The following is a 15,816-nucleotide window of genomic DNA, read 5'->3' on the forward strand; positions in this document are numbered from 1 at the left end:
TTCATCGGGACGGCGCCGTTCCCAGGCGCCGTTCCCCTCCAGCCAAGACCGGCGCAGCCGGCATCGAAGGAGACGTAGACATGGCTCAACAGCCGCAAGTCAAGTACCGCAACGACTACGCAGCCCCCGCTTTTCTGATTGACCGGGTCGATCTGAGCTTCGACATCGAAGACGACGCCACCCGCGTGCACGCGCGCTTGGTGGTAACCCGTAATGACAAGGCCGCGCGCCAGGACGATCTGGTGCTGGACGGCAGTGCCGCGCTGGTGGCGGTAACGCTGGACGGAGAGCGTCTGGACGAAAGCGGCTACGCGCTGGCCGACGAACAACTGACCGTGCGCGGCGTGCCCGACAGCTTCATCCTGGAAGTGGAGACCGAGATTGATCCGGCGGCCAACACCAGCCTGATGGGTTTGTACGCGTCCAACGGCAATCTGTTTACCCAGTGCGAACCGGAGGGCTTCCGCAAGATCACGTATTATCTGGATCGTCCCGACGTGATGGCCAAGTTCACCACCACCATCATGGCCGACAAGCACAAATTCCCGGTGCTGCTCTCCAACGGCAACAAGGTGGGCGAGGGCATGGTGGACAAAAAGCGCCACTGGGTGAAGTGGGTGGATCCGTATAAGAAGCCGTCTTATCTGTTCGCCTTGGTAGCCGGAAAACTGACGGCGCTGAAGGACAAATTCGTCACCATGCGCGGCCGCGAAGTGGCGCTGGAGATCTGGACCGAACCCGCCGATCAGGACAAGACCCAGCATGCGATGGAGTCCCTGAAGCACTCGATGAAGTGGGACGAGCAGCGCTTTGGCCTGGAATACGACCTGGACATCTATATGATCGTCGCCGTCGGCGACTTCAATATGGGGGCGATGGAGAACAAGGGCCTCAACGTCTTCAACACCAAGTACGTGCTGGCGCGCAAGGACACCGCCACCGACGCCGACTTCCAAGGCGTGGAGCGAGTGATCGGCCACGAATACTTCCACAACTGGACCGGCAACCGCGTGACCTGCCGAGACTGGTTCCAGCTATCGCTGAAAGAAGGGCTGACCGTGTTCCGCGACCAGGAATTCGGCGCCGACATGAGCAGCCGCGCGGTCAAGCGCATCGAGGACGTCAAGGGCCTGCGGGCTCACCAGTTCCCCGAGGACGCGGGCCCCACATCCCACCCCATCCGCCCGGACAGCTATATCGAGATGAACAATTTCTACACCATGACGGTGTATGAAAAAGGCGCGGAAGTGGTGCGCATGTATCACACTCTGCTGGGCGAAGCGGGTTTCCGCAAGGGCATGGACTTGTATTTCAAGCGCCATGACGGCCAGGCGGTGACCTGCGACGACTTCCGGGCGGCAATGGCCGACGCCAACGACGTGGACCTGGGCCAGTTCGGCTTGTGGTACAGCCAGGCCGGCACCCCGGTGCTCAGCGTCAGCGGCCGCTACGACAGCGTGGCGCGTAGCTACACGTTGAATGTGCGTCAATCCTGCCCGCCCACGCCGGGGCAAGAACTGAAGCAGCCGTTCCACATCCCGCTGGCTTTGGGCCTGGTGGGCGCCGACGGCGCCGACCTGCCGCTGCAGCTGGAGGGCGAAGCCGAAGCGCAGGGCGGCACCCGCGTGCTGGACGTCAAGGCGGCGGAGCAGAGCTTCACCTTCGTCGGCGTGCCGGCCGAGCCGGTGCCTTCGCTGCTGCGCGGTTTCTCCGCGCCGGTGAAGCTGGATTTCGATTGGCGCGACGACCAACTGGCTTTCCTGATGGCCAACGACAGCGACAGCTTCAGCCGTTGGGAAGCCGGTCAAACCTTGGCCGAGCGTCTGTTCAAGCAGCTGTTGGCGACGCTGGCCGCCGGCGGCGAACTGAAGCTGCCGGAGACCTTTGTCGCCGCTTTCCGCGCGGTGCTTAAGGATCATGTCGCCGATCCGGCGTTCAAGGCTCTGATGCTGGCTCTGCCTTCCGAGGCGGAAATTCTGGAGATGGTGGAGGAGGCCGATCCGGCAAGCATCCATCAGGTACGCGATTTCGTGCTGGACGAGTTGGCGCAGGCGCTGCGCGGCGAGTGGCGCGAGGCGTACGAGCTGAGCCAGACCCGCGATTACAAGCCGCAAGACGCGGGCAAGCGCGATCTGAAAAACCGCGCGTTGGCCATGTTGAACCGCCTGGACGACGCCTGGCCGGCGGAAGCCGCCGCCAAGCAGTGCCGGGAGGCGGACAATATGACCGACCAGATGGGCGCGATGCTGGCCTTGCGTGATCGCGACGGCGCCGAACGCGACGATTGCTTCACCGCTTTCGCCTCCCGCTGGCAGGGTGACGCCCTGGTGATGGACAAGTTCTTCATGCTGGTGGCCAGCAGCCAGCTGCCGGGCACGCTGGAGCATGTGCAGGCGGCGATGCAGCATCCTGCCTTCACCTTGAAGAACCCCAATAAGGCGCGTGCGCTGATTGGCACCTTTGGCGCCAATATGGCCTTGTTCCACGCCGCCGACGGCAGCGGCTACCGCTTCCTGGCCGATCAGGTGCTGGCGCTGGACGCGATCAATCCGCAAGTGGCCAGCCGCATCGTCAACGCCTTCCGCCGGCTGAAAAAGCTGGAGCCTGCGCGTCAGGCGCTGATGCGCGAGCAATTGCAGCGTCTGGCCGGGCAGCCGCTGTCCAAGGACGTGTACGAGATCGTGTCCAAGATTTTGGAAGCCTGAGCCGCCTCGCGCTGCTGAAAACAAAGCCCCGGTTTCAAACCGGGGCTTTTTTCATGGCCGACGAGGCGTATTTGCCGCGAGGCTTATTCTATGCGCAGCCGCTGCCCGCCTTGGCTGCCTTGCTTCTTCGGCAGCGTCAGGCTGAGCACGCCGTTTTCGTATTTTGCGCTGGCCGCGTTGCGTTCGATTTCCGCCGGCAGTTGGAAGCTGCGCGATACCGCGCCGTAAAAACGCTCGGTGCGTAGTTGGCGCTCGTCCTTGCGCTCGCTGTCCGTCTGGCGCACCTCCGCCTTAATGGTAACCAGCGGGCCGTCCACTTCCACGTGGATGTCGTCTTTGCTGACGCCGGGAATATCCGCGTGAACGATGAACTGGGTTTCGGACTCCTTCACGTCGATCTTGATCTGGCTGGGCAGCGGATCGCCGTGCAGCGGTTTGATGAAGAAGCCTGGGGTGAAGTCGCGGAACAGTTCGTCAAACAGGCTAACATTGCCGCGGGAAGGCAGGATATTCATCTTACTCTCCTTTTCGATCAATGGTTTAGGTGTAAAACGGGCCCTGTTGTCGATATAGGGACGTCGCTGGGATTCTCAAGTCCCCAAGAAGGGAAAATTCATCGGGATTCATGCCGGCCAGTCCGATTGGACAGGCCGCAGCCACAGGCCGGCGAAATCGGTCCAGCCGTTTTCACTCATTTGCAGGCCGGCCAGTTGCGGGCTGGCCTGATGTCCCTGGCGCTCATGAGACAGCGGCAGCACCCAGCCTTCCGCGCACAGCCAATCTCCGATGGCGGCGTATCCGGCCATGCGCCGCCTGCTGTCCGCTTGGCGCTGAATATCCCGCAACTGCGCGTTCAGCCGCGCCTGCGCCTCCGCGCTCAAGCCGCGCTGCAACGGCTGCCGGGTGCCCAGCCACTCATGGCAGCTATAGTCGCGATCGTCGTGCAGTACCTCGCTGCACAGCATGAGATCGGCCTGCCGCCACCAGTCTTGGTCGTGAAAAAAAGCGCGTCTGCTGAGGGCGTGGATCTCCAACTCAATGGCCAGTCCGGCCAGGCGTTGACGGATAGCGGCGGCCAGCGGCGGGAAACAGGGCAGGTCGTAATGGAACAGGCGCAGCCGGGTGCGGTCGAGCCGAGGCCGGCGCTCTGCTTGCGGCAAGGGATGGCGCCAGCCTGGCAGCAGGCCTAGCGCCGGCGTTTGCAGGGCGTCGTTGGCCTGGACCAGCGCCGGCTCCGCCAGCCAGCGCATCAGCGGTGCGCGTTCGCTGTCAGGCAGCGCCGGATTCAGCAGTAAATAAGTGCAAGCGGATTGCAGCCTGCCGTTGGCGTCGTCGTTGGCGTAATCCAGACGCAGGTGGAAGTCTTGGCCGTCGTTGCCGGAGGGAATGAACCACAGTTCGATCTCGTCCAGCAGCGCCCGTTCGCGGTAATGGTTGGCGAAGGCGGCCAGGCTCAGACGCTGCTCGCTGTGACGCAGCGCCCGGAACGGCCCGCTGCCTATCGGGAGGCGGTCGAAGTCGGCATTGCGCCGCAAGGGGACGATGGAACTGTTGGCGGTGGCCAGCCGCTGCGGCCAGAGAAAATCGCCGTCGTCCAAGCGGCAGCTGAAGGACAGCGTGTCGTGGACCTCGACCGAGCTCAGGTGGCGGTATTGCCGCTGATAGGGGTTGTCCGGTTCGCGCAGGCGCAACAGGCTGGCGGCCACGGCGTCGGCTTGCAAGAGCGAGCCGTCGTGGAATTGCAGGCCGGGGCGCAGCCAGAAGCGCCAGCGTCGGGCCTCGGCGTCGCTTTCCCAGTAGTGAGCCAGGCCGCCCTGCAGGCTTTGCAAGGCGCGGTCGAAGCGGCATAGCCGGTCGAAAATCTGCCGGACCAGATGGGACTCAAGCCGGCCGCTGACGGTGATCGGGTCCAGGCTCAACGGCGCATGCGGTATCGGGATGCGCAGGCAGCGGCCTTGCGCGGCGCTGCCCAGGTATTGTGGCAGCGCGCTCAGCAATTGTTCACGCCGCTGCGGTGGCAATTGAGCGAAAGCCTGCTCCAGTTTGCCGTCGCGCAGCAGGTGCTGCAGACGCTCCCATTCCAACTGCTCCGGCCGGCAGAGCAGGCTTAGCCGCGATTTGCGGCCGCGTCCCCGGCCCGGCTCCCAGGACAGCCAGCCGCGCGCGCGCATCTTGGCCAGTTGCAAACGGGCGTTGCGCTCGCTGCACTTCCACAGCGCGCACAGTTCGGCCAGCCCCGGCTGCGCGGGCTGCGCGGGCTGCGCAGGCTGCCGGTCGGCGTAGGCCTGATGCAGCGCCTGATATTGTTGTTCCAGCTTCATGTTTGCTTCCCGCTGAGGACTCCGCTAAAAGCGGAAGCGATTTGTTCTGTTTTCATCCATTTTTGCGTTCCGCTTTTAGCAGGATACTGGGGGCACTTCCTGTTTGCATAGGCGTTGGCATGATTGACGAAAAAGAAATCCAGGTGCGTTGCTTGCTGGCCAGCTCCTGGTTGTTGACGATGAGCCGGGCGGTGATCGCGCCCTTGCTGGTGCTGACTCTGGGGCGGCAACTGAGCTTGAACGGCGAGCAGACCGGTTTGCTGCTGGGCGGAGTCTTGCTGCTGTCGGCCTTGATGGGCTTGTACGGCGGCCATTTGCTGGATCATTGGCCGCGGCGGCCGGTGCTGTTGGGCTCTGTGGCGTTGATCGCGCTGAATTATCTAGTGCTGCCGTTGAGCCAGCAGTTGTGGTGGAGCGCGTTGGCGCTGGCGCTCAGCGAGATAGGCCAGGCGGTGCACAGCATCGCTATCAAGGCCTTGATCAGCGATTTGCTGCCGCCGGAGCGGCGCGGCAAGGCTTTCTCCTTGCGCTACACCCTGGCCAACGTCGGCTGGGCGCTGGGGCCGCTGCTGTGCAGCCTGCTGCTGGCCTGGGGAGGCGACTGGCCGTTCTGGTGCGCGATCGTGTTGGCCGCGGCGGGAGGCCTGGCGACCCCGCGCGGCTCCTGTGCGCCTCGCCGGGAGGCCGGCGCGCCGGCTCCGGGCTTTCTGGCGACGCTGGGCCGTTTGCGGCAAGACCGGGTGCTGGTCTTGTTCACCCTGAGCTGTGCCTTGGCCAACTTGGTGTACGCCCGCTTTTCCAGTTATCTGCCCCTGTATCTGATGCAGTCGCTGCCGGAGGCCGAGGTGTTGCGTTGGATGTCGGCGCTGATCAGCTGCAACGCGGTTGGCGTGGTTTTGCTGCAATATCCGCTGGGCCGGCGGATCGGGGGCTCCGGTTTGATGAAAGCCATCGGCGCCGGCTTCCTCCTGCTGGGGCTGGGGACTTTGGGCTTGGGCTGGGCGCCCGGCGGGCTGCTGGGCATGTGCGCTGCGATGCTGGTGTTCACCGTGGGGGAGATCGTGCTGGTGCCGGCCGAATACCTGTACATAGACGCGATCGCGCCGGAGGACTGCAAAGGCGTCTACTACGGCGCGCAGAATCTGGCCAGCCTGGGCGGGGCGTTGGGGCCGATGTTGGCCGGCTGGATGTTGGCCCGCGCGTCCGGCGGGGTGTTGTTCGCTGTGATGGCGAGCTTGTGCATGCTGGCCTGGTGGCTGGCGTTGCGCGGCGAGGCCTTGCGACAGGCCCGGAGCATCGGGTGCTGGCAGGCTGCGGCTTTGAAGATCTGAGAACCTGTTTACGATCTGCTGCGCGTCGGCGATACGGCGCTGAAAGCCCTTTCGAAATGCTCATGTTCCGTGTGTACGCTCCGCTTTCTCCGCCGTTTTCACCTTGGCTTGCGAGATGGAGTACCGGTTGTGACGCGTGGCGAGCTTTCTCTTTGACGACATTTTTGTCATGATCAAGCGCTTGTTTGAATCGTCGCGCAGACGACGAAGCAGACGCCGATACGAGGAGAACGCATGGAAAAGCGCCAGCAAGACCACTTTGTCGCGGTGGGCGACGAGCAACTGTATCTGAAACGCATTTATTGCCGGGAGGACGGCCCGCCGGTGTTGCTGCTGCACGGGGTGATGGCCAACGGCCGCACTTTTTACAGCGAGTCCGGTCGAGGGCTGGCCCATTACTTGGCCGAGGCTGGCTGCGATGTATTTGTGGCCGACCTGCGCGGCCGCGGCCGCAGCCTGCCCAAGATCAGCCGGGCTTCGCGCCACGGGCAGACCGAGACCATTTGCGAGGATCTGCCGGCGCTGCATCGCCACATTCGCGAACTCAAGAACGGCGCGCCGTTGCATTGGATGGCGCATTCCTGGGGCGGGGTGCACATGTCCAGCTCACTGATCCGTTTTCCCGAGCTGGCGGAGCAAGTGGCCAGCCTGGTCTACTTCGGCAGCAAGCGCAGCGTGAGGGTGCGCAATCTGAACAAGCTGGTGGAGGTGGACTTCATGTGGAATATCGCCTCGCGTGTGTTGATACGCCTGTTCGGCTACCTGCCGGCGCGGCGCATCCGGCTGGGGGCGGACGATGAGAGCGACAAGAGTCATCTGCAAAGCAAGCTGTGGGCGCAGCCCAAGCCCTGGGTGGATAGCGACGACGGCTTCGACTACGGCGCCGCCGCCCAAAGCGCGCGCTTGCCGCCGGCCTTGTATTTCGCCGCCGGCAACGATCCCTGTCGCGGCCATCCTGAAGACGTGCGCCGTTTTCGCGATGAATCCGGTCCGCATCTGTCGCGGCTGCGTCTGCTGTCGCGGCGCGCCGGCCACCTGCACGACTACAACCATGTGTCATTATTGACTCATCCTGATGCCATCCGGGACCATTTCCCGCTGGTATTGGCATGGCTGCATGGGCGGTATGAGGAGGTCGTCGAAAATTACTGATAAATCACATTTTCCTGGACGCGCGGCTGTGGTAGAAATCGCGCCTGGGAGAATGAACCATGACACAAGACTTTGAAGTTTCGCCCTATTTGCTAGGGCCCGTTATCGACAACCTTGCCGAACAGGGCTGGGTCGTGGACCGCAGCCTGTTCACCGTTGAAGAAATCCGCCTGCTGCGCGAGGAGTGCCTGATCAACTGGCAGCAGGGAAAATTCCATGAGGCCGCCGTTGGGCGCGCCGCGCAGCAGAACCGCCGCAGTGAAATCCGTTCGGATTCGGTGCTGTGGCTGGAGCCGGAGCAAGCGGACTCCGCCGCCTCCTTGTATTTCTCCAAGCTGGATGCCGTCCGACAGGCGGTCAACCAGGCGTTTTACATGGGCCTGGAAGACTTGGAGTCCCACTTCGCCGTGTATCCGCAGGGCGCTTTCTATAAAAAACACCTGGACCGCTTTCGCGACGACGACGCGCGCGCGCTGACGGCGGTGCTTTATCTGAACGATGACTGGCCGGCCGAGGCCGGCGGCGAGATGCGCCTGTACCTGGACGAGGAGGGCGAGCGTCATGTCGATGTCCGGCCGGAAGCCGGCACCCTGGCGCTGTTTTTGTCCGACCGCTTCTGGCATGAAGTGTTGCCGGCCGGCCGGCAGCGTTTGTCCATCACCGGTTGGTTTCGCCGCCGCATGGCGACGGCGGCCGGCTGGTAGCCTGGCGGGTCGTGCTAGAATCTTCGCCAAGGATTCCGCATACAAAGGACAGTGAAGATGTCAGGCAATACCATGGGGTTGTTGTTCACGGTGACTTCCTTCGGCGAAAGCCACGGCCCGGCCATTGGCTGCGTGGTGGACGGCTGCCCGCCGGGGCTGGAGATCAACGAAGCCGACATCCAGGCGGAACTGGACCGGCGCAAGCCCGGCACCAGCCGTCACGTCACCCAGCGCCGCGAGCCGGACTCGGTGGAAATCCTGTCCGGCGTGTACGAGGGCAAGACCACCGGCACGCCGATCGCGCTGCTGATCCGCAATACTGATCAGCGCAGCAAGGACTACGGAAATATCGCCGACACCTTCCGTCCCGGTCATGCGGATTATTGCTATTGGCATAAGTACGGCATCCGCGACCCGCGCGGCGGCGGCCGTTCTTCCGCCCGCGAAACGGCGGTGCGGGTGGCCGCCGGCGCCATCGCCAAGAAATGGCTGCATGAACGCTACGGCATCGTTATCCGCGGCCATATGACTCAGATCGGGGAAGTGGCCATTCCCTTCAAAGCCTGGGAGCATGTGTCCGGCAATCCCTTCTTTGCAGCAGACCCCGAGGTGGTGCCGCAGCTGGAGAGCTATATGGACAGCGTGCGCAAGAGTCTGGACTCCATCGGCGCGCGGCTGCGGGTGGTGGCCGAGAACGTGCCGGTGGGCTGGGGCGAGCCGGTGTTCGACCGTCTTGACGCCGACATCGCCCACGCAATGATGAGCATTAACGCGGTCAAGGGCGTGGAAATCGGCGCCGGCTTTGGCTGCGTGACCCAGCGCGGCAGCGAGCACGGCGACGAACTGACGCCACAGGGCTTCGCCAGCAATCACGCCGGCGGCGTGCTTGGCGGGATCTCCACCGGCCAGGACATCGAGGTTTCCATCGCCATTAAGCCGACGTCTTCCATCGCCCAGCCGCGCCGCTCGATAGACAAGCAAGGCCAGCCGCTGACCATGGAAACCCACGGCCGCCACGATCCTTGCGTCGGCATCCGAGCCACCCCCATCGCAGAGGCGATGCTGGCGCTGGTGTTGATCGACCACGCTTTGCGTCATCGCGCGCAATGCGGCGATGTTTCGGTAGATACTCCCAGAATTGCCGGCCGAATCGGCTAGACTGTAAACCGTAAGCCGGGACGACGCCGGCATATCCGGTAGGATGGAACATGCTGAAAAATCTGATCAGCGGCCTGACCGGCCGTATGAAGAAATCTTCGGACTCCACGAGCGACGAACAGCCTGTGCCCGCGCCGTTCACCGAGCTGGCTCACGACTCGCCGGCCAGCCGGCAGTTGGAGAACGCGCCGCCGCTGGATTTGCCGCCCACTTTGGGCTTCGTTTCGCATCAGCCGGTGATGGACAGGCTGCAGCGGGTGGTGGCTTACGATTTCTTTGTGCGTCAGGGCAAGCGCAATATCGCAGCCGGCAAGCAGCAGGAGTTTGACAGGCTGATGCTCAGCACCCTGCAGAATATGGACATTTTCCGCTTGCTGGCCTTCCGCCGCGCCTTTGTCCATATCTCCATCGACACCCTGGACGAGCCGATGCTGTCGAATATGCCGGCCAGCAGCGTGATCTTCGTGCTGGAGCCGTCGCAGACCGGTTCGGTGTCCGAGGATATGATCAAGCGGCTGGACGCGCTTAAGCAAAAAGCGATGCGTTTCGCGCTGGAGCCGGCCGCCTATGATCCGGGCTGCTTGCCGGCCCATCTGCAGAACGATCTTTTCAGCCGCATGGACTTCATGATTCTGGATTTCGACGCGCCATCGGCCAAGGTGTTGGAGCCGATTCTGGATCAATTGCCCAAGCGTTACCCCACTGTGCGCTGGATGGCGCGCAATGTCGGCACCGCGGAGGATCTGGATGTCTGTCTGCGCGGGCCGGGACATAATCGCTTCGCCCTGTTCCACGGGCCTTTCATCGCCACCGTCCGCGCGCTGGAAGGCGGCAAGGTGGATGCCAGCCAGACCCGGGTGCTGCAAATCATGCGCATGTTGCGCGCCAATGCCGCGGCCGCCGAGATCGAAACCCAGTTCAAGCTGGACTCCGTGTTGCTGTTCAAATTGCTGCGTTTCATGAATTCGCCGGTGCACGGCCTGTCGCGCAAGGTGCAGACCATAGAGGAAACCTTGCTGCTGCTGGGCCGGGAAACCTTGTTCAAGTGGCTGTCCATGCTGCTGTTCACCTCGCGCAAGGACGACGGCACCGCGGTGTCGCTGCTGGAAAAATCACTGATCCGCGCCCGCTTGCTGGAGCGCATGGGCAGCTACCGCGGCAACCGTGTGGAGGCCGAGCATCTATTCCTCACCGGCATGTTTTCCATGCTGGACGTTTTGCTGGGCGCGCCTTTCCCCGATGTACTGGACCCGCTGGAGCTGGCCTCGCCTGTGCGCGAGGCGGTGGTGGAACAACGCGGCATGTTCGCGCCTTTCCTGTCGATGGCGCTGGCTTGCGAGCAGGGTGACACTGAACAGATCGAGGCGCTGGCCAAGGTGTTGGATTTCGACGTCGATTTGGTCAACCAGTACTATATGGATGCCGCGGTATGGGCGCAGGTAGTGTTGCGCGATAGCGAGGTTCATAACAATGTGGAGGCGGTCTGAGAGGGTGTTAGCTATCGCCTCCGGACCATAAACAAGGCCGCGCCCTTAGGCGCGGCCTTGTGCTATCCGCCGGCTTATTGCTGGCCCTTGTTCTGAGCGGCCGCGTCGTCGGCGCCTGGCGCCGCGCGACGATCTCCCGGAGGTTCGCCATGAGGCGCTCCGCCGGGAGGGGCTCCATGTTGCGGACCGCCGTCGGCATTGCCGGGAGCATGGCCGCCTTGCGGGCCTCCCTCGTGATTGCCGCCGGAGCCTGGGCCGCCACCTTCATGTCCACCTCCGCCGGAACCGCCGCCTCCGCCGTCATGTCCGCCTCCGCCGTCATGTCCGCCTCCGCCGGAACCTCCGCCTCCGCCGTCATGCCCGCCGCCGCCGGAACCGCCCCCGCCACCGTCATGTCCTCCTCCGCTGGAACCGCCGCCTCCGCCGTCATGTCCGCCTCCGCCGGAACCGCCCCCTCCGCCTTCATGTCCGCCGCCGCCGGAACCTCCTCCTCCGTCATGTCCACTGCCACCTGCCTGGCTGAACAGCGGGCCGTGTGGAGGAGAGAAGGGCAAGGCAGGCGTGGACAGCGAACCTAAGGCGCAAACCAGCGCGGTTAGCAAGGGCAGGCGTTTCATTGGGCAGTCTCCTTGAACGGTGGCCGGCCAGCCGTGAAAGCGGTGCCGGCGCGGATGAAGTCCGAACGCTTCAGCATAGCCGCTAAACCGCGATGACGCCGTGGCGAGCAAGGAGAAATGCGTGTGGCGTCAGCCGCCCCTCAACCCTAGCGCGTAGCGTATCGCTTCGCGCTTCAGCGGGCCGGCGTGATTGGCCAGGCGCATCCCCAGCTTGCGCGCCAGCCGCAGCGGGGCAATGTCGTTGCCAAAACCATAGCAGAAGGCGTCCATCGCGGTTTGCATGGCCAGATTGGCCGGTTTGCGCGCGCGCTGGTAGCGCTGCATCGCGTCGACGGCGGCAAAATCCCGGCCTTGGGCCGCGGCTTCAAGGATCACCTCGGCCAGTTTGGCCGCGTCCTGGAAGCCCAGGTTCACGCCTTGGCCGGCCAGCGGGTGGATGGTGTGGGCGGCGTCGCCCACCAGAGCCACGCCGTCCTTGACATAGCGCTGCGCGTGACGGCGGGTCAGCGCAAAGCTGCCCTTGGCCACGATGCGGCGGATATTGCCCAGCTTGCGCGGAAAGGCAGCGTGAAAGGCCGCGGCCAGTTCCGCCTCGTCCAGCGCCAGCAAACGCTGGACTTCCGGAGGGCGGTGATACCAGACCAAGGATCCGTATTGGCCGGTCAGCGGTAAAAAGGCTTGCGGGCCAGTGGGGGTGAAGCGTTGCCAGGTGATGTCCTGCTGTGTTTGTTCCTGCTCGCAGCAGGCCACCAGCGCGTGCATTGGATAATCCCAGCTGGTGACGCCGATCCCGGCGGCATCGCGCACCGATGAGCGCGCGCCGTCGGCGGCGACCAGCAAGCGGGCGCTCAACTGACGGCCGTCCTCCAGTTCCACGCGCGAGGCGAAGGGCTGGTAGACGATGCGGCGGATGGCGGCCGGCGCCAGATAGTCGATGTCCGCTTTTCCCAGCAGGGCTTGGGTGGCGGCCAATTGCGCCACTCGGTTCTCCACGATGTGCCCGAGGGCCGCTTCGCCGGCCTCCTCGGCGGTGAACAGCGTGCCGTCGGTTTCTTCGCCTTCCCACACCTGCATGCGCAGATAGGGGGCCGCGCGCATTTCCAGGACCGCGTCCCAGGCGCCGATGCCCGCCAGAAAACGCGCCGATGCGGGGCTGATCGCCGAAACCCGCAGATCCGGCGGCTGAGTCGCGTCGAACGGGGCGGGCGGCGTCTGCTCCAGCACCGCAATGTTCAGGCCGTGGCCGGACAGCGCGGCGGCAAGCGCCGAGCCCACCATGCCGCCGCCGACGATGAGAATATCGCTGTGTTGCATAAATCCCTTTCCAATCGTTTGCCCGCGCTTTTCCCGAGCGCCGGGTCGCGCGCCAGCATAGCCCAGAGGAGGCGCCGCGCGTCTTGGTCTGGATCAAGCCGTTTGCGGTTCCGCCGCCAGCAGCGCGCGCAGCCGCGGCACCACGTGTTGGATGAACACCTCGTTCTTGCGCGGCAACGGGTGCCGGTAAGGGTAGACCAGAAAAGCCGGCCAGCAGTCGTGGCTCCAGCCCGGCAGCACCGGCACCAACTGGCCGGTGGCGAGAAAGCTGTTGGCCACGTAGTGGGGCAGCAGCGCCAGGCCACAGCCGGCCACCGCGCCGGAAACCAGCGGAGAATACTGATTGCAACTGAGCACCGGCCGTACCGGCATGCGCACATAGACGCCGTCTTTTTCCAGCGCCCATTCCACTGTTTCGCTGGGGGCCTTGCTGGAGTCGTACAGCACGCGGTGCAGGCACAAGTCCTCCGGGTGTTCCAGCCTGGGGGCTTGCGCAAGGTATCCGGGCGAGGCGTAGACGGTTTCGCGCATGAAGCCCAGCGGTTTGGCCACCAGTCCGTCGTCGTAGACATTACGGGTGCGCACGCAAAAATCCAGTCCTTCGGCCACAGGGTCTTGCAGCCGGTTTTCCACTTGCAACTGCATCTCCAGCCCCGGGTACTGATTGGAGAGCTCCGACAAGATGGGCACCAGCAGGAACTGGGCGAAGGCCGAGGCGGAGCTGATCACCAGCGGCCCTTCCACGCAATCCTGAACATTGCCCACGTCGCCGCGCACCCGGTCCAGCATCTCGCGCAATTGGCGCGCGTGTATGGCCAGCCGTTGGCCGGCCTCGGTCAGCGCCACGCGCCGGGTATTGCGCAGCACCAGCACCGTGCCCAGCTCCAGCTCCAGTTGTTTGACCAATTGGCTGACGCGGCTTTTGGCGCACCCTAGCGCGTCGGCCGCCGCGGTGAAGCTGCCGTGGCGGGCCAGCGCGTCGAAAGCCAGCAGAGCATCTGGAGAGGGAGGGGTGTTTGTTTTCATTTCAGAACAGTGTGTGGGTATTTCACGGATTTTATTGTATGGGCATGTAGATTAGCATGCTTGCGTGATCAATAGCAGAACAATTGGAGCGCATCATGACATGGGGAGCCAAGGAGGGATGGAGCCGGTTTTGGAGGTGGCTGGGCCGCTTGTGGTGGCAGGGCATGCAGGCCCACGCACGGCGTGCGCTTCGCGACGAAACCGAGGAGCTGGAGCGCGTGAGGTACGCGGCGTCGAGCGGGGGGCGGCAGTGCGCCAATCCGGTCGATTGCGCCCGGAACCGACGAGTATTTCATTAACCGTGATGTTGAATCGAGGAGAAACGAAAATGCAGGATACCAGAGCGATAGTGACGGGGTTTTTGAACGAGGTGCGTTCCGGACGCAATCCGGATGCGGCGAGCGATTATCTGGCGGCTAAGGTATTGGCGCATCAACTGGTGGCGGAGTCGCCGTACACGCTGGAGCGCAGCCCGGCGGATTACGCGGCTCACGTGCGCGAGTTCCTGCGCGACTACGGCGCTTTCGAACTTCGGGTGGACGAACTGCTGGTGGACGGAGACAAGGCGTACGCGCGCTGGACTCAGATTGGGCGGAACCTGGCCGGGAGCGGCGAGCCGGTTCGCCAAATCGGCAGCGCCTGCTATCGGGTGGAGAAGGGGCGTATTGTTGAGTATTGGATACAAAGCAGCTGAGCTGTCGTCGCCGCTTGCATGCCGCGCATCTATTGATTAACTTTTTGTCATAATCATGTGTTAATTGCAGGTCAATTAATATCGTCTTTCAGTTTTATCAAACATGGCCGATATTGCATAAATATAATGACCGCCAAGATGACAATAAGGAGTTGTACATGGGGATGCTTGGACGCAAGCGCCAACTGGCGCTTTGTCTGCTGTTGTTGACGGCTCAGGCTTGGGCGGAAGAGGCCGCGCCGGCCGAAGGGTCTCAGCCCAAGACGGTGATCAAGTTGCCGCTGAAGTTGAAGGCGGCGGCGCCCGATGCCCACAAGGCGGAACCGGCCAAGCCGGCAGCGCCGGCGGCGGAACATAAGACCGAAGCCAAACCGGCCGCCAAGGCGGAGGCCAAGCCCGAAGCGAAACACGCGGAAGCCAAGCCGGCTGAAGCCAAACAGGCCGAATCCAAGCCGCCGGAAAAAATGGAGCCGGCGGTGAAGATGGCGCCGCCGCCGACGGCCAAGAATTTGAGCGAGCCCAGCCCGGAAGTGCATGCGCCGGTGAAAAAGCGCCGCGCGGCCAAGCCCAAGCGCAAGGCGGTGCCGGTCGAGCACGGCGACGCGCATCTGGCTTCCGAGGCCCAGCAGGTGCGCAGCGTGGTGAACGCCATCGTCGAAGCCAACGCCCGCTATATGAAGTCGCATGACAAGGCCTATTTCGAGCGCTTCGCCGAGCATCAGAGCCCGCGCGCCACTGTGGTGACCTGCTCGGACTCACGGGTGCAAACCAACGCCTTCCACGGCGATGCGGTCAACGACCTGTTCATGGTGCGCGACATCGGCAATCAATTGGCCACCGCCGAGGGCTCGGTCGAATACGGGGTGCGGCATTTGCATACCCCCTTGCTGATCATCATCGGCCATGCCGCTTGCGGCGCGATCAAAGCCGCCTCCGGAGACTACGGCGGGCTGGAACCGGCGATACGCAAAGAGTTGGCCACCATCGATATTCCCAAGGGCATTGACCCCACCAACGGCGCGTTATTGAACGTTAACAACCAGGTGGAAACCGCGATCATGACCTTCGCCGGGGAGGTGGAGGGGGGCAAGCTGGCGGTGCTGGGCGCGTTCTACGATTTCCGCAACGATCTGAAGCAAGGCTACGGCAAGCTGGTGATCACTAACCTGAACGGCGAGACAGATCCGGCCAAGATCCGCGAAATGACTCGCGCCGGCCAGTTCTTTAAGTACAGCTTTATGAAATAGCGGCGCGCCGCTTTTTCGCTTCGCCGTCATGGCCGCCGTCAGGCGGCCATTTTATTTGCA

Annotated in this window: 13 protein-coding genes; 8 read left to right on the top strand and 5 right to left on the bottom strand. The window is 63.5% G+C overall.

Going from position 1 to position 15,816, the window contains the following annotated elements; translation table 11 throughout:
* Window positions 1-80: 80 nt before the first annotated feature.
* Window positions 81-2,705, top strand: a complete 2,625-nt coding sequence (gene pepN, locus ACUXV1_RS07205; RefSeq protein ID WP_043632378.1) for an aminopeptidase N — start codon at window positions 81-83, stop codon at window positions 2,703-2,705.
* A gap of 83 nt (window positions 2,706-2,788) precedes the next feature.
* Here pepN and ACUXV1_RS07210 read toward each other — a convergent pair whose 3' ends face one another.
* Both ACUXV1_RS07210 and ACUXV1_RS07215 read right to left on the bottom strand, forming a co-directional pair.
* On the bottom strand, window positions 2,789-3,220 hold the full coding sequence (locus ACUXV1_RS07210) for an Hsp20/alpha crystallin family protein (RefSeq protein WP_019102677.1): 432 nt from the start codon (window positions 3,218-3,220) through the stop codon (window positions 2,789-2,791).
* A 108-nt stretch (window positions 3,221-3,328) separates the two neighbouring features.
* Entirely contained in the window at window positions 3,329-5,026 is a 1,698-nt protein-coding gene (locus ACUXV1_RS07215; protein WP_446014813.1) for an ABC transporter substrate-binding protein, read from the bottom strand.
* A gap of 119 nt (window positions 5,027-5,145) precedes the next feature.
* Here ACUXV1_RS07215 and ACUXV1_RS07220 point away from each other — a divergent pair, with 119 nt between their 5' ends.
* The 5 genes from ACUXV1_RS07220 (at window position 5,146) to ACUXV1_RS07240 (ending at window position 10,858) form a co-directional block, all read left to right on the top strand.
* Window positions 5,146-6,357, top strand: coding sequence for an MFS transporter (locus tag ACUXV1_RS07220; RefSeq protein ID WP_043632385.1), 1,212 nt, complete (start codon window positions 5,146-5,148; stop codon window positions 6,355-6,357).
* A 234-nt stretch (window positions 6,358-6,591) separates the two neighbouring features.
* Complete coding sequence (locus tag ACUXV1_RS07225; RefSeq protein ID WP_043592695.1) at window positions 6,592-7,509, top strand: alpha/beta fold hydrolase; 918 nt, start codon at window positions 6,592-6,594, stop codon at window positions 7,507-7,509.
* Between the two features lie 59 nt (window positions 7,510-7,568).
* Window positions 7,569-8,213, top strand: coding sequence for a 2OG-Fe(II) oxygenase (locus ACUXV1_RS07230; protein ID WP_052052151.1), 645 nt, complete (start codon window positions 7,569-7,571; stop codon window positions 8,211-8,213).
* A 57-nt stretch (window positions 8,214-8,270) separates the two neighbouring features.
* Window positions 8,271-9,371, top strand: coding sequence for a chorismate synthase (gene aroC, locus ACUXV1_RS07235; protein ID WP_039755621.1), 1,101 nt, complete (start codon window positions 8,271-8,273; stop codon window positions 9,369-9,371).
* A 50-nt stretch (window positions 9,372-9,421) separates the two neighbouring features.
* Entirely contained in the window at window positions 9,422-10,858 is a 1,437-nt protein-coding gene (locus ACUXV1_RS07240) for an EAL and HDOD domain-containing protein (RefSeq protein WP_043592691.1), read from the top strand.
* Window positions 10,859-10,865: 7 nt separating this feature from the next.
* Here the strand turns inward: ACUXV1_RS07240 and ACUXV1_RS07245 are convergent, their stop codons facing one another.
* The 3 genes from ACUXV1_RS07245 to ACUXV1_RS07255 all read right to left on the bottom strand — a co-directional run bounded on the left by ACUXV1_RS07245 (window position 10,866) and on the right by ACUXV1_RS07255 (window position 13,815).
* Complete coding sequence (locus tag ACUXV1_RS07245) at window positions 10,866-11,357, bottom strand: hypothetical protein (protein ID WP_446014815.1); 492 nt, start codon at window positions 11,355-11,357, stop codon at window positions 10,866-10,868.
* Window positions 11,358-11,604: 247 nt separating this feature from the next.
* Window positions 11,605-12,789: an FAD-dependent monooxygenase gene (locus tag ACUXV1_RS07250; RefSeq protein ID WP_446014817.1), complete on the bottom strand. Its 1,185-nt coding sequence runs from the start codon at window positions 12,787-12,789 to the stop codon at window positions 11,605-11,607.
* A 93-nt stretch (window positions 12,790-12,882) separates the two neighbouring features.
* Window positions 12,883-13,815, bottom strand: a complete 933-nt coding sequence (locus tag ACUXV1_RS07255) for a LysR family transcriptional regulator (RefSeq protein ID WP_446014818.1) — start codon at window positions 13,813-13,815, stop codon at window positions 12,883-12,885.
* Window positions 13,816-14,143: 328 nt separating this feature from the next.
* Here ACUXV1_RS07255 and ACUXV1_RS07260 point away from each other — a divergent pair, with 328 nt between their 5' ends.
* Together ACUXV1_RS07260 and ACUXV1_RS07265 are read left to right on the top strand one after the other, a co-directional pair.
* Window positions 14,144-14,509, top strand: coding sequence for an ester cyclase (locus ACUXV1_RS07260; protein ID WP_019102666.1), 366 nt, complete (start codon window positions 14,144-14,146; stop codon window positions 14,507-14,509).
* A 158-nt stretch (window positions 14,510-14,667) separates the two neighbouring features.
* Window positions 14,668-15,756 (top strand): carbonic anhydrase, encoded by a 1,089-nt coding sequence (locus ACUXV1_RS07265; RefSeq protein WP_019102665.1) that lies wholly within the window; start codon window positions 14,668-14,670, stop codon window positions 15,754-15,756.
* The last annotated feature ends 60 nt before the right edge of the window (window positions 15,757-15,816 follow it).

It is taken from the genome of Chromobacterium sp. W521 (assembly GCF_052805975.1).

Bases quoted from the DNA above. Each gene is read 5' to 3' on its own strand.
- pepN (WP_043632378.1), top strand. From the start codon at position 81: ATGGCTCAACAGCCGCAAGTCAAGTACCGCAACGACTACGCAGCCCCC.
- ACUXV1_RS07210 (WP_019102677.1), bottom strand. From the start codon at position 3,220: ATGAATATCCTGCCTTCCCGCGGCAATGTTAGCCTGTTTGACGAACTG.
- ACUXV1_RS07215 (WP_446014813.1), bottom strand. From the start codon at position 5,026: ATGAAGCTGGAACAACAATATCAGGCGCTGCATCAGGCCTACGCCGAC.
- ACUXV1_RS07220 (WP_043632385.1), top strand. From the start codon at position 5,146: ATGATTGACGAAAAAGAAATCCAGGTGCGTTGCTTGCTGGCCAGCTCC.
- ACUXV1_RS07225 (WP_043592695.1), top strand. From the start codon at position 6,592: ATGGAAAAGCGCCAGCAAGACCACTTTGTCGCGGTGGGCGACGAGCAA.
- ACUXV1_RS07230 (WP_052052151.1), top strand. From the start codon at position 7,569: ATGACACAAGACTTTGAAGTTTCGCCCTATTTGCTAGGGCCCGTTATC.
- aroC (WP_039755621.1), top strand. From the start codon at position 8,271: ATGTCAGGCAATACCATGGGGTTGTTGTTCACGGTGACTTCCTTCGGC.
- ACUXV1_RS07240 (WP_043592691.1), top strand. From the start codon at position 9,422: ATGCTGAAAAATCTGATCAGCGGCCTGACCGGCCGTATGAAGAAATCT.
- ACUXV1_RS07245 (WP_446014815.1), bottom strand. From the start codon at position 11,357: ATGACGGAGGAGGAGGTTCCGGCGGCGGCGGACATGAAGGCGGAGGGG.
- ACUXV1_RS07250 (WP_446014817.1), bottom strand. From the start codon at position 12,789: ATGCAACACAGCGATATTCTCATCGTCGGCGGCGGCATGGTGGGCTCG.
- ACUXV1_RS07255 (WP_446014818.1), bottom strand. From the start codon at position 13,815: ATGAAAACAAACACCCCTCCCTCTCCAGATGCTCTGCTGGCTTTCGAC.
- ACUXV1_RS07260 (WP_019102666.1), top strand. From the start codon at position 14,144: ATGCAGGATACCAGAGCGATAGTGACGGGGTTTTTGAACGAGGTGCGT.
- ACUXV1_RS07265 (WP_019102665.1), top strand. From the start codon at position 14,668: ATGGGGATGCTTGGACGCAAGCGCCAACTGGCGCTTTGTCTGCTGTTG.